The sequence below is a fragment of the Ketobacter sp. MCCC 1A13808 genome, from assembly GCF_009746715.1.
Lineage (GTDB): Bacteria > Pseudomonadota > Gammaproteobacteria > Pseudomonadales > Ketobacteraceae > Ketobacter.
The window spans coordinates 1-13,566 of the sequence record NZ_VRKW01000013.1 but is presented as its reverse complement, the minus strand read 5'-3'; the positions used below and the strand labels follow the sequence as shown (position 1 = coordinate 13,566).

Sequence of the window (13,566 nt, the reverse complement as noted above, 5' to 3'; positions counted from 1 at the left end):
TAATACAGGGCTATTCTAGACAGCTATGATCAAAGTACGAATTCTTGGGTTTGATTACGCCTTTGCCACCGCGATCACCGGTGTCATTGATCTTTTATCAACTGCCGGTACGGCCTGGAATTTCTTTCAGGGCAAACGCTTGGCGCCGAAATTCGATGTGCAATTGGCAACCCGCGATGGTGCGCCGATCCGCTGTCTGAACAATATAACAGTAAATGCCCACCTTGGTTTTCAGCAGATCGGAGAAGTCGATTTGCTGCTGGTACCTTCGATCGGGGGGGAAATTGAAAAGGCACTGGCCAATAATCCGGACCTGATTGAGCTGGTGCGAGATTACTACGAGCGCGGTACCCAGATCATAAGTAATTGCACCGGCGCCTTCTTTTTGGCCGAAGCCGGTATTCTGGATGGCCGTAAGGCCACCACTCACTGGGCTCATGCAGATCGGTTCCGGCAACGCTACCCCAAAGTGCAACTGGTGCCGGAGCAGTTAATTACCACCGACGGTCGGGTTTTCTGTTCCGGCGGTGGCTCGGCCTGGTTTGATATCGGCTTGTATCTAATTGAGCTCTACATCGATCATGAAACCTCGGTGGAATCGGCGAAAGCGATGGTGCTGGATACCGGGCGCCATTCCCAGCTGACTTATTTCACTGCCCACCAGAACAAGTACCACACCGATGAAACGGTACGAGCGGTGCAGGAATGGGTGGATCAGCACTATTCAGACGACTTCTCTCTGGCGTGGTTGGCCAATCAATATGCGATGAGCCCGCGTACCCTGATCCGGCGTTTCAAAGCAGCAACCGGGGAGTCCCCGTTGACCTACCTGCAGTCGGTGCGCATCGAGGTAGCGAAAAAGTTCCTCGAAGCCAGCGCCCAGACCATCGCCGAAATAACCCAGAAAGTCGGTTATGAAGATGTCAGCTCATTTTCCAAAATGTTCAAACGTAAGGTCGGCTTGTCGCCAAGGGAATATCGCGGACGATTTAGTAAAAGCGCTCTAACCCCGCCTGCGGTCAGTGAATAAGAACGTACTGGATACCGGGAGCCTAGATCGGTAAAATACGCGGCTTTCCGGGTTCGGTACTCTTTGGCGTAGTGGCTGTGGGCGCCGGTCTCGTTTCGCGGAATAATCAATAACCGACACACCAAAAGCGGGTACACAGTATTCATGGAAATTAATCCGATTCTTAATAAAATCAAAGATCTTCAGACACGCGGAGACGCGTTGAGGGGGTATCTTTGACTTTGATACCAAATTTGAACGCCTGGACGAAGTAAACCGCGAGCTGGAAGATCCGGCAATCTGGAATAATCCGGACCGCGCGCAGGAGTTGGGCCGGGAGCGGGCCTCGCTGGAAATGACCGTTAACACCCTGACCAAAATCAAAAGCAGCGTCTCTGATCTGGGGGAATTGCTGGAGATGGCTGTGGAAGAGAATGACGAAGCTGCAGTAGAGGAAGTTGAGGCGGAGCTAGATGCAGTTCAAGCCGATGTGGCTAAGCTCGAGTTTCTGCGCATGTTCTCCGGCCAGATGGACGCTAATAATTGTTACCTGGATATTCAGGCTGGTTCGGGCGGCACCGAGGCGCAGGACTGGGCAGATATGTTGCTGCGGATGTACCTGCGTTGGGGTGAGCGCTCTGGTTTCAAAACCGATCTGATTGAAGTATCGGATGGCGATGTGGCAGGTATAAAGAGCGCGACGATTCAGTTTCAGGGTGAATACGCCTATGGCTGGTTGAAAACCGAAACCGGCGTTCACCGGCTGGTTCGAAAATCGCCGTTCGATTCCGGTAATCGCCGTCACACTTCGTTTGCTTCGGTTTTCGTATCGCCTGAAGTCGATGACAATATCGATATCGAAATCAACCCGGCAGATTTACGTATCGACGTGTATCGCGCCAGTGGTGCGGGCGGTCAGCACGTTAACCGGACAGAGTCTGCGGTACGGATAACCCATGTACCGACCAATACCGTGACGCAATGCCAAAACGATCGCTCGCAACACAAAAACAAAGATCAGGCCATGAAACAGTTACGGGCCAAGCTGTATGAGCTGGAAATCCAGAAGCAAAACGTAGAAAAGCAAGCCATGGAAGATGCTAAGTCTGATATTGGCTGGGGCAGTCAAATTCGTTCCTATGTGCTGGACCAATCGCGCATCAAAGATTTGCGTACCGGAGTGGAAAGCTCCAATCCGAACGCCGTATTAGACGGTGATCTGGATCCTTTTATCGAAGCCAGCCTCAAATCTGGCTTGTAAACCCGTTACCCGAAAGGCGAAGTCATGAGTGATAAGCAACAACAGCAAGCTGCTGAGCAAGACGAAAATAAACTGATCGCAGAGCGTCGTGCAAAGCTGGCTAGCAAGCGGGAAAAGGGCAATGCGTTTCCCAACAGTTTTCGCCGCGAACAATATTGTTCCGAGCTGCAGCAGCAATATGGTGAAAAAACCAAACCGGAATTGGAAGAGGCAGGCATCCGTGTCAAAGTCGCGGGTAGGGTAATGCTGAATCGTGGAGCATTTATCGTGATTCAGGATGTGACCGATCGCATCCAGTTGTATGTAGACCGTAAGGGCCTGGAACAGTCGGTGCTGGATGATATCAAGAGCTGGGATCTGGGGGACATTGTCGGAGCCAGTGGCGTATTGCATAAATCCGGTAAAGGCGACTTGTATGTGCATATTGAGCAGTGTGAACATTTGGTAAAGTCGCTGCGCCCGTTGCCGGATAAACACAAAGGCTTATCCGATCAGGAAATGCGTTACCGTCAGCGTTATGTGGATCTGATCGTAAATGACAGTGTGCGGGATACGTTTCGCGTTCGCAGTGCGGTGGTCGATGGAATACGTGATTTTTTACGTGAGCGACATTACCTGGAAGTGGAAACACCGATGATGCAAGTGATTCCCGGCGGCGCCACTGCACGCCCGTTTTCTACCTATCATAACTCGCTGGATATGGAGCTGTTTCTGCGTATTGCGCCGGAATTGTATTTGAAACGATTGGTGGTTGGTGGTTTTGAGCGCGTATTCGAGATTAACCGTAACTTTCGCAATGAAGGCCTTTCCACCCGGCATAATCCCGAATTCACCATGGTGGAGTTCTATCAGGCCTATGCAGATTACAAGGACCTGATGGATTTAACGGAAGAAATGCTGCGTACTATCGCACAGAATGTATTTGGGAAAACCGCGGTGGATTATCAGGGCGAAACCTATGACTTTGGCGCGCCGTTTGTGCGTATGACCGTGATCGAATCCATTCTGCATTTCAATGCCGATATATCGTTGGAAGATATCGACACCATCGAACGTGCACGGGTGGTTTGTGATCGCCTCAGCATTCCAGTGAAAGCGTCCTACGGTTTGGGTAAGCTGCAAATCGAAATTTTCGAAAAAACGGTGGAGCATCTGTTGAAGAATCCAACCTTCATTACTGAATATCCTACCGAGGTTTCTCCGTTGGCGCGACGCAATGACGACAATCCGTTTGTCACCGACCGCTTTGAGTTTTTCGTTGGCGGGCGTGAAATCGCAAACGGCTTTTCTGAATTGAACGACCCAGAAGATCAGGCCGAGCGTTTTCAGAACCAGGTCGCTGAAAAAGACGCTGGGGATGATGAGGCAATGCACTACGATGCGGATTATATTGCGGCACTGGAATACGGTATGCCGCCAACGGCCGGTGAAGGGATTGGTATTGATCGCCTGGTTATGTTGTTCACCGATTCTCCTTCTATCCGCGATGTGATTTTATTTCCTCATATGCGTCCGCAAGGGTAAGCCGAATCATTTCGGTTTTTGTTTTTTTACGGTGAGAAACCCTCTGCTACCGTCGCTTCTTGGTCTGCTTCACCAGCAGCGAAGCGACGGTGCGGAAGGAGTTAGCGCCCATCAGCTTTTAGTTCGATTGGCAGAGCACCCGGCTTTTTCAGAGTTGGCGCCAACACCTCAACTGCAACTGTTTCAAAAAAACTTTTTGTTGATGAACGGTTTGTATCAACTTCAATCCCGCCTTTGGCAAGAAGAGCAGTTGTTCCTGTCGATCTCAGTGCTTCATATTGAATTGCTTTCGCCGGGACAAGGTTTGGGGCAAACTCGGCTGGATGAAGCCTCTGCTTTGCGTGAATATTATCTGGATTGGGAAAATTTCGGGCAGACTGAAGGCGGTGTGGAGAAGCTTTTGGATTCGTTCTGGACGCTGTTCGGGGGCTCCGAACAGCGTCAGACTGCATTAAAACTACTGGGGCTGGACCAGGATGTCACTGAGCAACAGATAAAAAAACGCTATCGGGTACTAGCTGCACGCTATCATCCGGATAAAGGAGGAGATGAAATCCGGTTTATCGAAATCAGGCAGGCCTACGAAACGCTTATCAAATCCTGAAAAGATCAGCGCGTGCTTCGTCGGAAAGGGTACAAAGTTTTTTAAAAAGCAGGCTCGTGGGCGAACCTGCTTTTTGGTGTTGCTGTCTAATGCCTAAGCGTTAGATGGCAACGATGTTCTCAGCTTGTGGGCCTTTCTGACCTTGGGTCACTGTGAACTGAACTCGCTGTCCTTCGATTAACGTTCGGAATCCAGAGCCTTGAATGGCACTGAAGTGAGCGAAAACGTCAGGGCCGTTATCCTGTTCGATGAAACCAAAACCTTTGCTTTCGTTGAACCATTTAACGGTACCAGTAGTAGTTGACATAATCTAATCCTATTCGAACATTTGAACTTTGCCTGTCATGGCGCTTTAGCTGAGAAGAGGTAGTGTACTTATGATTAACAGGACGAGGTTCTACTGATGGGACTTCGTAACAATTGAACATAAAGACTAGCCGGCTTTCCTAGCTAGGATTCAGAATATATGGATTAAGAGGAATGTCAACGATTCTTTTGGGATCAAAATCCGGTGCAATAAACGACGCCAATCAACGAATTTTTATGTTCGATTTTGGAACGGTTTTCAAATAGTTATTGCCACTTAGGGGTGCAGAACAAACTGGTATTGCGCCAAAATAAGGATGTGAATATTTGATGACAGACCGAAACCCGTACGATCAATTGTCAAGTGCACTACTCACTGAATCCGGCCTTAATATGCAGGCGGTTTTCGCACTTGATCAGTTGCCATTGTCGATCAAAGAAAGCATCCGGTCTAAGGTGCCGGAATTGGGTAGTGGGGGTTCTTTGCTGCTGGTGGGAAATGGCGGTCCGTTCTTTTGGCGTTACCTCAATAAACGAAAACGTCCATTAATTGACCCTGTGGACCGGGTTGCGGTGCAACTGGTAAATCAATATGTTTCAGCGCAGTGGCCGCAAGCGAACGCGCGTTTTTTATATCCCGGTAAGCAGGTGCCGGATCTGCAGCATCTGGGCAAACTGGCCGGATGGCATCACGACTCCCCGCTTAAAATCGGAATTAATCCGACCTGGGGATTATGGTTTGCTTACAGGGCATTGGTGGTGTTGGATAACGAATTGCCGGTAACCAGCAGGGTGCTTTCCGATTCCCCGTGTGACAGCTGTGTTGGAAAGCCCTGTATACAATCCTGCCCGGCTAATGCGCTGGAACCAGGAGAGGATTACCTGAAACGGTGTGGACAGTATCGTGTCCAGGCTGCATCAAGTTGTAAATCAACCTGCCTGGCCAGGTTGGCATGCCCCGTACAGGTGCGATCGCGTTACGACCAATCGCAAATTCATTTTCATTACACACATTCACTTGAGCATATCCGCTAAGTTGGGTGCAGTGGGGCGGTTTTGTGTTTGACGGTTAAAGGCTGGTACACTAGCCACAGATTTTTGACAACAATAGAGGAAGCACTATGGATATCCAGAAAGGCCGAGTAGTCGGAATGCACTACACCCTAAGAAACGATGAAGGAGAAATCATTGACACCTCTGAAGGTCGTGAGCCATTAGTTTTCCTACAAGGCTTTGGCAATATTATTAATGGGCTGGAGTCCGAACTCGAAGGAAAAAATTTAGGCGATAAACTGGATGTCGTGGTTGAGCCGGAGCAAGGCTATGGTGTGCGTCACGAACAACTGATTCAGCGTGTACCCAGTAGCGCTTTTGAAGGGGTTGATGAGTTGCAGGTGGGCATGCAGTTTCAGGCCCAGACTGAGCAAGGCCCGGTTCCGATCCGCGTAGTCGAGATCAATGGCGAAGAAGTCACGATTGATGGAAACCATGAATTGGCCGGTGTGCGTTTGCATTTTGCGGTGAGCATTGAAACGATTCGTGAAGCATCGAAAGAAGAACTTGAACACGGCCACGTGCATTAATCCACTTCCGCTTTGAACACCCGCGAGCCCGGCCTGAGTTGCCGGGTTTTTTTCGTGGAACTAAGTCAATAAAGCGTGTTTATCTACTAACAACGACCTGAATCCCCTACCAAGCGCGAAAGGAAACCCATGATCACTTTACATCATCTTGAAAATTCTCGTTCACAACGTATTTTATGGTTGCTTGAAGAGCTGGGATTGGAATATCAGATTAAGCATTACAAGCGGGATCCGAAAACCAACCTGGCGCCACCGGAATTGGTTGCGGTGCACCCGCTGGGTAAGTCTCCTGTCATTACCGATGATGATCTGACTATTGCTGAATCCGGTGCTATTGTTGAATATCTGGTACATCGTTATGGTAACGATGACTGGAAATTTGAACCCGGTACCCAGCAATGGATAGATTATAATTTCTGGACCCATTACGCCGAAGGCTCTGTAATGCCGATGTTGGTTATGACGTTGGTTTTCAACCAAATAAAGAAGGGCCCTATGCCGTTTTTTATTCGTCCCATCGCCAAAGGCATAAGCAATAAAGTCATGAGCGGATTTGTACAGCCGAATGTCGATAAGCATCTGACATTGATTGAAAAAAGTCTACAAGGTAAAGAATGGTTTGTTGGTGAGCGGTTAACGGGTGCGGACATCCAGATGATCTTTCCTATTGAAGCCGCTGCCGCCCGCAACACGTTCGCCAACAAATATCCAGCCATGCAAGCCTATATGGCTAAGGTGCATGCACGTCCGGCCTACAAGAAAGCATTGGAGAAGGGTGGGCCTTACAAGCTCATGAAATAATTTGAAACCAGCGCCTTATCCAGATAACGAAGCAGAACGACTTCAGGCACTCGAACAATATAAAGTGCTCGACACTGACCCGGAACAGGGTTTCGACGCCATCGTCCGGTTAGTGGCGTATATCTGCGATGTTCCGATTGCGCTGGTAAGTCTGGTGGACGATAACCGGCAATGGTTTAAAGCGAAGGTCGGACTGGATACCGCTGAAACCTCCCGTGATCTGGCTTTCTGTGCCTATGCGATTCACCAGGACGCGCCATTTATCGTGGAGGATGCATCACGGGATGAACGCTTTGACAGAAATCCGTTGGTGACAGGGGATCCTGGTATACGCTTTTATGCTGGCGCGCCTTTGCGAACGCCAAGCGGGTTTCGTATTGGCACGTTATGCGCTATTGATACCCAACCAAGAAAATTAAGTGGCGACCAGATTGATGCGTTAAGAACGCTCGCCGGTCACGTTGTTGATTTGTTCGAATTGCGGTTGAAGTACGCGGAAGCGTTAACAATGAATGAGGAGCTGGTTCAGCAACAAGAAAAAATAATTGCATTATCAGAGCAACGTAAGCGATTTATGGCCAATTTGAATCACGAAATGCGCACACCGCTGAATGCGATTATGGGCTTCAGTAATATGTTACGGCAAAGAGTGCAGGGTTTGCCTGTGCCCGAGTATGTTCAGGATGGCCTTAGTCTGATTCAGCTTTCTTCCAAACATCTTTTTAATCTCATCAGTGACGTGTTGGACTTGTCCAAAATGGAAGCGGGAAAAATGGATGTTGTGGCGCTGCCTTTTAACCCCAATACCTTATTGAGTGAAATCCTTCTGATCAATACTGAGCAGGCAATGGAGAACAAAATTGCATTGCATCTGCATGTTGACGATTCTGTACCATCTTCTTTGATGGGGGATGAGCGTAAAATAAGTCAGGTTTTGCTGAATGTGATTTCCAATGCGATTAAATACACCCCCGAAGAAAAGACCGTTAATATCAGCGCGGAATACACCTCAGGCTGGCTCGATGTTGTTGTAAAGGATGAAGGCATCGGCATTGATAAAGAGCACCTTGATCGAATATTCGATGAGTTCGAGCAAATACCCAATACGCTGTCTGGCCGCAGTAAAGGAACCGGGCTGGGACTTTCCATTGTAAAAAAACTGGTGAGCGTTCTTGGCGGTCAGGTCAACGTAAAAAGTGAACTGGAGCAGGGCACTGTTTTTAGTTTGCGGTTTCCGCTTCCGGTTGCAGCCGAAAATACGTAATCTCAAACGCGCTCTGATTCCCCTATAAATTCGATGTCGGGTAACGGCTTTAAGTAGTTGTCTATTTGTGTTTGTTTCTCGACGCTCGTCAGTCAGTATCCTTACATTTCCCTTCTTATAGCAAAAATACTTACCCAGTTCACAGTTTGAGAACTCAAAATAAATCACAAATTGACATGATGCGTTGTCAGAATATATTTTGACATTCGCTGTTGTCAGTAACCGGTCGGGGTTGCCCGTCATTGCAGAAATAAAAATTATTCCGGCATAAGAGCACCAATAAGAGGATGCATTCATGAAAAAGAATTTTAGCCGCCGTAAATTTATAAAGAGCACAGCATACGTTGCCGCTGCGGCAGGTATAACGACTACTTTGGGGTGTGGTGGCGGTGGCGCTTATACTATCCGCTCGAGTAAAAAAGCCGTTGTTATCGGATCCGGGTTCGGTGGGTCGGTAGCCGCGCTGCGATTGGGTCAGGCTGGCATTTCCACGGCTTTAATCGAGCGCGGCCAACGTTGGGATTACACCGGTCCGCAAAGCTTTCCAACCATAGCGGATCTGTCTCAGGGTGACGGCAGAACTACCTGGTTGGGCGAGGTGGACGCGCCGTCCGGCCGGGTGCCCGTGAATCGTTATACCGGCATGATGGAACGGGTTGCCGGTGACACTGTGGATTCCGTTTGCGGAGCAGGTTTGGGGGGCGGTTCTTTGGTTTACGGCGGCGTTCTTTTGCAGCCCAGGGAAGATCTGTTTGCCGATGTGTTTCCCAATATCAGTTATTCTGAAATGAACAGCAAATATTATCCCAAGGTTCTGGACCTGGTCAGTGGCGGCGCTATTCCTGACGATATTTTGAATAGCCCCACTTACGCGGCTAAAAAAGCGTTTATAGAAAATGCCGGTGCCGCGGGTTTGACCGTGGTGCGCAGTCATGTCGGCTTCGACTGGGATATTATTCGGAAGGAAATAAACGGTGAAATCCCCGCGGCGGCGTCGATCGGGGAGTATGTGTTCAGTTGTAATAGTAATGCCAAAAACACATTGGATAAGAACTATATATCGTTGGCGGAAAACACGGGTAAAGTGGAAGTGAACACCTTACATAACGTCACCGCCATCACCCGGATTGGCTCCCGGGGAGCATACCAGGTACATTGTGAGATTCTGAGCAATGAAGGCGAAGTGGTTATGAACCATATCATTACCTGCCAGCATGTTTTTATGGCCGCCGGTTCCCTGAACACCACAAAACTACTGTTAAAAGCCAAAGCGCTGGGTGATCTTTCCGGCATCAACGCCGAGGTTGGAAGTCATTGGGCCGCAAATGGCGACGAGCTAATGGCCAGAGTGGGTGTTACCTCGCCCATTGGGACTATCCAGGGCGGACCCGCCAGTATCGCCGCATGGGACCTTAACAACTCCATCAAGCCGGTTGGATTTATGCACTCGCCTTCGAATGCCCGGCCGGGTCAACCACCCACGCAAATGCAACTCGGAATGTGCGTGTCAGACCAGACCGGAACCCTGACGTATAGGCAAGATTCTGACAGTGTGTTTGTTAATTGGCCTTTGGACGCAAATACGGTATCGCAACAGGCACGCCTGGAAGGCTTGCAGAAAATTGCTGCGCAAAGTGGTGGCCAGGTACTGCAAAACTCCGACTTGGGAAGACCGACCATGTGGCATCCGCTCGGTGGCGCAACCATGGGGCAGGCTACCGATGGTGAAACCGGAGAGCTTTTGGGGCAATCAAACCTGTTCGTAGTGGATGGTGCGTTGATGCCCGGATCCACCGCTGTGGCAAACCCGTCGCTGACAATTGCGGCAAATGCCGAGCGTATTATGGAAAATATCATCGCGAAGATTTCGTGAAATTAATGAATCGAAGACTCTGTGGTTTAACTCAAGGTTAATTTCGCTTCTGATCTGACGGCTCCATTTCAAAATCAAAGCCTGGTTTTAGCCAAAGGTTAAAATCAGGCTTTTTCCCCTCGCGGAATTCCGCAATATTTACCGTTAACAGCCTGTGATAAACATAATATAGTGGAATCCCCTCGTCACCTTCCGGAATTCCGCTTTGCCTATGCGTTGGCGCACTATTAAATCTACCGGTCTGCCCGTACTGATGATCGCGCTGTTATCCCTCTGGTCAATCTCTCCTTATGGTTTGCGGATCGAAGAACGTTTCGGATTAGAGGCGCTATTTTGGCTACGAGGACCGATAGAACCTCCTCCCGGAGTGGTTGTGGTCGCCATAACAAAACACAGCGCTAAGGCGCTGGGCCTATCGGATAAACTGTACGAATGGTCCCGTGATATTCATGGCAAGCTAGTGGAAAATCTGACTCAGCTTGAGGCAGGAAGGATTGCCTTCGATGTATTTTTTGAGCATGCCCGGGACCAGGCCGGGGATAAGCATTTTGAACGAGCGATACGGGGCGCCAATAATGTTTTTCTGTTTGTCAGGGCGGAGCGTGAATTTCTGGATGTGGGAGGCCAGATGGAAGGGGAGTTACAAACGTTGCTGTACCCCTATGCCCCCTTTGCTCGTGCTGCGATAGGCACTGCTCCGCTGATTTTGCCCAAGGTTCCGGCCCGGGTTAACCGTTTCTATCTGCGGCTTCCAGGCCATAGCGAACGGTCTACTCTGCATGCTGCAACCTGGCTGTCCGAACAAGCTAATCCGGCGTTGGCTGCGGAATACCTCGCGTCACTTCCGGTTATGCCCTTGTTGAATTTATACGGGCCACCGCGAACCATCACTACTGTGGAGTTCTCTCAAGTCATCCAGGATCCATCCTCCGTGGCGGAATTAATTGCCGGAGCAACGGTATTTGTGGGTTACTCTGCCAATCAGCAACCGGATCAAAAGGACGGTTTCTATACCGCCTTCACCAGTCCCCAGGGTCTTGATATCAGCGGTGTGGAGCTGGCCGCTACGGCTTATGCCAATCTTGCGCAAGGCCAATTTCTGAAAGAGTGGCTACCTGCCTATAATGGTCTGCTGGCTTTTCTCTATGGTTTGGTGGTTTATTACTGTAGTCGCCGTTTTGCTCCGTTGGGTTCCGCAATTGCCGTCGCGGGACTGGCAATCAGCATGAGTGTCATTGTTTATCTTTGTTTCGGGTTTTATCAGCTTTGGTTGCCCTGGTTTCACACGGTAGTGGTAATGACCCTGCTCTGTGCCACGGTGGGCATGTGGCTACGCAGCCGCGAATCGGATTTTCAACAGCGGCTATTACATTGGGCGTTCGGAAAATACCTCCCGCAAGAGGAATTGCAAAAGCTGGTGGCGGGTAAAAGCCTACCTGATAGACGGGATTATCATCACAGTGTCTGTCTGGTTACAGACGCTCAGGGTTTTTCCCGTTTGTCTGAACAATTGAGTCCGGCGGCATTGGCTGATTTGATGCAGGAATATTATTACAACCTGATTCCTCCGATCCGCCAGGCCGGTGGTATTATTTCGGATGTGGCGGGGGATGGTGTTATTGCGCTTTGGCCGCACTTGAGCCCCGGCACCTCATGGCAAACGCTACACGCAGTAGTGAAAAAAATTAATAGCAATATTGATAACTTCAATCAGGTGCATCCGGACCTGCAACTGCCCACCAGGATAGGAATTCACGCGGGTGAAATCGTGTTGGGTCATTTTGGGGCATTGGATCATCACGAATTTCGGGCGATGGGGGATATCGTGAATACCACATCCCGATTGGAAGGCGCTAATAAGATGCTAGGAACGCGTGTCTTGCTGAGTGAGGAATGCGTCGATAAAGAAGACGCACAACTGCGCGATCTGGGTCGATATCAGTTTGTCGGGAAAAATAATCCGTTGCGCTTATTTACTTTATGGGAAAGCCCAGAGGCAGAACTGAAAGGCTTGTTCGAGAAGGCCAGGGAAAACCTGGAAAAGGGTGATCTTGCGCAGGCAAACGAAAAATTTCAGTGCTTGCTAAAGCGATTTCCAGAGGACGGGCCCACGCAGTTTATTGCGGGTGTGTTGAGTGAAATTAAACCAGATAGTGAAATAAGCCATGGGCTTGAAAACGGCATCATTCAATTTAAGTCAAAATAAACTGCGCCAAAAAGTTCCCCTCATTTTTATGCAATATTCACACGTGCCTAGATTTAGAAATAAAAAGTCAGCACAATGGCTCCAACCCGAATGAACTGGGTTGTTGGAAAGCGAAAAAAATCGGATAGCAGTATGTCTGTTCGGAAAGAGCAGCGTAATAAAACCAAGTCACCAATGCATGAGGCAACTGTCTGTCATGGCAAAGCGTGTTACCAGGAGGCTGCTGTGTGTGTAATTAGAATTACGTTAATTATCGTGATCCTTTCATTCCACTCCTATGTATTCGCCTGCGATGAATGGGTTGCACGAGTCGTCTCGTTTAATGGTTCTGTCACCGTTGCAGGTCCGGATAATTCAGTTGATAGGGTTGGCGTTGGTGCCCTGATTTGTCCCGGATACAAATTGATTATAGGCCAGAACAGTCGCGCGGCTCTCTATCTAAGTAACAATACTTTTGTGCGTTTAGACCAAAATTCAGTGTTGGCGTTTCCCAATAAAAACAATGACGACGGTTTTTGGGTCGAATTAAAACAGGGTGTCGGCCATTTCATTAGCCGTATCACCAAGCGATTCGAAGTAGAGACGGCGTTTGTTAATGCATCCGTAGACGGTACCGAATTTTTGGTCTCAGTTGATGCCAATCAAAGTAGCATCAGTGTCGTAGAAGGCCGGGTTACCGCGGCAGGAGACAACACGCTTCCGGCGCAGGCGGTGACATCCGGACAGATGATTGTCGCCAAATCAGACTATTCGCCCTATCAAGTGACTCGGGTGCAGGCGACTGATCGGGTGGATTGGGCCATCTTCTATCCACCGCTGTTTGCTTTAAATCAGCTCGAGGATCGTAAAGCGCAACCAGTATTGGAGCAGGCTTCGGCTCAGCTTAAGGATCAACGTCCTGATCTGGCATTGGCAATACTGGGCGCGGCTGACCAAAGCCTGGATAGCATTCGCGTCGCGACTGCTGCAGTTCAGTTGTCGGTGGGGCGGGTCAACTCTGCAGCCCAAACCCTATTTGATCTAAAAACGGCGGATGCTCTGGCCTTGCAAAGTGTTTTGCTAAGTGCAAGCAATAAGGTCGCAGAAGCAACGCAAACTGCCCAACAGGCGATTAAACAGGATCCACGTTCTGCAG

General features: G+C 49.3%; 12 protein-coding genes. 11 read left to right on the top strand and 1 reads right to left on the bottom strand.

Annotation, left to right across the window (positions count from 1 at the left end; genetic code table 11):
- The first annotated feature begins 25 nt into the window (after nt 1-25).
- From FT643_RS18615 to FT643_RS18600, 4 genes are all read left to right on the top strand, one after another.
- On the top strand, nt 26-1,030 hold the full coding sequence (locus tag FT643_RS18615; protein WP_156872929.1) for a GlxA family transcriptional regulator: 1,005 nt from the start codon (nt 26-28) through the stop codon (nt 1,028-1,030).
- 144 nt (nt 1,031-1,174) lie between these two features.
- Nucleotides 1,175-2,270 (top strand): peptide chain release factor 2 gene (gene prfB, locus FT643_RS18610; protein ID WP_156872928.1). Its coding sequence is split into 2 segments (ribosomal slippage): nt 1,175-1,246 and nt 1,248-2,270, totalling 1,095 coding nucleotides; the frame shifts between segments, so codons are not numbered across the junction.
- Nucleotides 2,271-2,294: 24 nt separating this feature from the next.
- A complete protein-coding gene (gene lysS, locus FT643_RS18605; protein WP_156872927.1) occupies nt 2,295-3,794 on the top strand; it encodes a lysine--tRNA ligase in 1,500 nt (499 codons plus the stop codon).
- Between the two features lie 31 nt (nt 3,795-3,825).
- Entirely contained in the window at nt 3,826-4,398 is a 573-nt protein-coding gene (locus FT643_RS18600) for a DNA-J related domain-containing protein (protein ID WP_156872926.1), read from the top strand.
- A gap of 100 nt (nt 4,399-4,498) precedes the next feature.
- Here the strand turns inward: FT643_RS18600 and cspE are convergent, their stop codons facing one another.
- Nucleotides 4,499-4,705 (bottom strand): transcription antiterminator/RNA stability regulator CspE, encoded by a 207-nt coding sequence (gene cspE / locus FT643_RS18595; RefSeq protein WP_156872925.1) that lies wholly within the window; start codon nt 4,703-4,705, stop codon nt 4,499-4,501.
- Between the two features lie 329 nt (nt 4,706-5,034).
- Here cspE and FT643_RS18590 point away from each other — a divergent pair, with 329 nt between their 5' ends.
- From FT643_RS18590 to FT643_RS18560, 7 genes are all read left to right on the top strand, one after another.
- Nucleotides 5,035-5,739, top strand: a complete 705-nt coding sequence (locus FT643_RS18590; protein WP_156872924.1) for a hypothetical protein — start codon at nt 5,035-5,037, stop codon at nt 5,737-5,739.
- An 86-nt stretch (nt 5,740-5,825) separates the two neighbouring features.
- Nucleotides 5,826-6,287, top strand: coding sequence for an FKBP-type peptidyl-prolyl cis-trans isomerase (locus FT643_RS18585; RefSeq protein WP_156872923.1), 462 nt, complete (start codon nt 5,826-5,828; stop codon nt 6,285-6,287).
- A gap of 129 nt (nt 6,288-6,416) precedes the next feature.
- Complete coding sequence (locus FT643_RS18580) at nt 6,417-7,088, top strand: glutathione S-transferase (RefSeq protein WP_156872922.1); 672 nt, start codon at nt 6,417-6,419, stop codon at nt 7,086-7,088.
- A gap of 1 nt (nt 7,089) precedes the next feature.
- Complete coding sequence (locus FT643_RS18575; protein ID WP_156872921.1) at nt 7,090-8,352, top strand: GAF domain-containing sensor histidine kinase; 1,263 nt, start codon at nt 7,090-7,092, stop codon at nt 8,350-8,352.
- Between the two features lie 295 nt (nt 8,353-8,647).
- Entirely contained in the window at nt 8,648-10,225 is a 1,578-nt protein-coding gene (locus tag FT643_RS18570; RefSeq protein ID WP_156872920.1) for a GMC oxidoreductase, read from the top strand.
- A gap of 211 nt (nt 10,226-10,436) precedes the next feature.
- On the top strand, nt 10,437-12,431 hold the full coding sequence (locus tag FT643_RS18565; RefSeq protein WP_156872919.1) for a CHASE2 domain-containing protein: 1,995 nt from the start codon (nt 10,437-10,439) through the stop codon (nt 12,429-12,431).
- A 132-nt stretch (nt 12,432-12,563) separates the two neighbouring features.
- The coding region (locus tag FT643_RS18560; RefSeq protein ID WP_198043685.1) for a FecR domain-containing protein at nt 12,564-13,566 on the top strand (1,003 nt) is incomplete at its 3' end.

What these genes read in the sequence shown, in the direction of transcription:
- FT643_RS18580 (WP_156872922.1), top strand. Translation starts at nt 6,417, where the DNA reads ATGATCACTTTACATCATCTTGAAAATTCTCGTTCACAACGTATTTTA.
- FT643_RS18590 (WP_156872924.1), top strand. Translation starts at nt 5,035, where the DNA reads ATGACAGACCGAAACCCGTACGATCAATTGTCAAGTGCACTACTCACT.
- FT643_RS18570 (WP_156872920.1), top strand. Translation starts at nt 8,648, where the DNA reads ATGAAAAAGAATTTTAGCCGCCGTAAATTTATAAAGAGCACAGCATAC.
- cspE (WP_156872925.1), bottom strand. Translation starts at nt 4,705, where the DNA reads ATGTCAACTACTACTGGTACCGTTAAATGGTTCAACGAAAGCAAAGGT.
- lysS (WP_156872927.1), top strand. Translation starts at nt 2,295, where the DNA reads ATGAGTGATAAGCAACAACAGCAAGCTGCTGAGCAAGACGAAAATAAA.
- FT643_RS18615 (WP_156872929.1), top strand. Translation starts at nt 26, where the DNA reads ATGATCAAAGTACGAATTCTTGGGTTTGATTACGCCTTTGCCACCGCG.
- FT643_RS18565 (WP_156872919.1), top strand. Translation starts at nt 10,437, where the DNA reads ATGCGTTGGCGCACTATTAAATCTACCGGTCTGCCCGTACTGATGATC.
- FT643_RS18585 (WP_156872923.1), top strand. Translation starts at nt 5,826, where the DNA reads ATGGATATCCAGAAAGGCCGAGTAGTCGGAATGCACTACACCCTAAGA.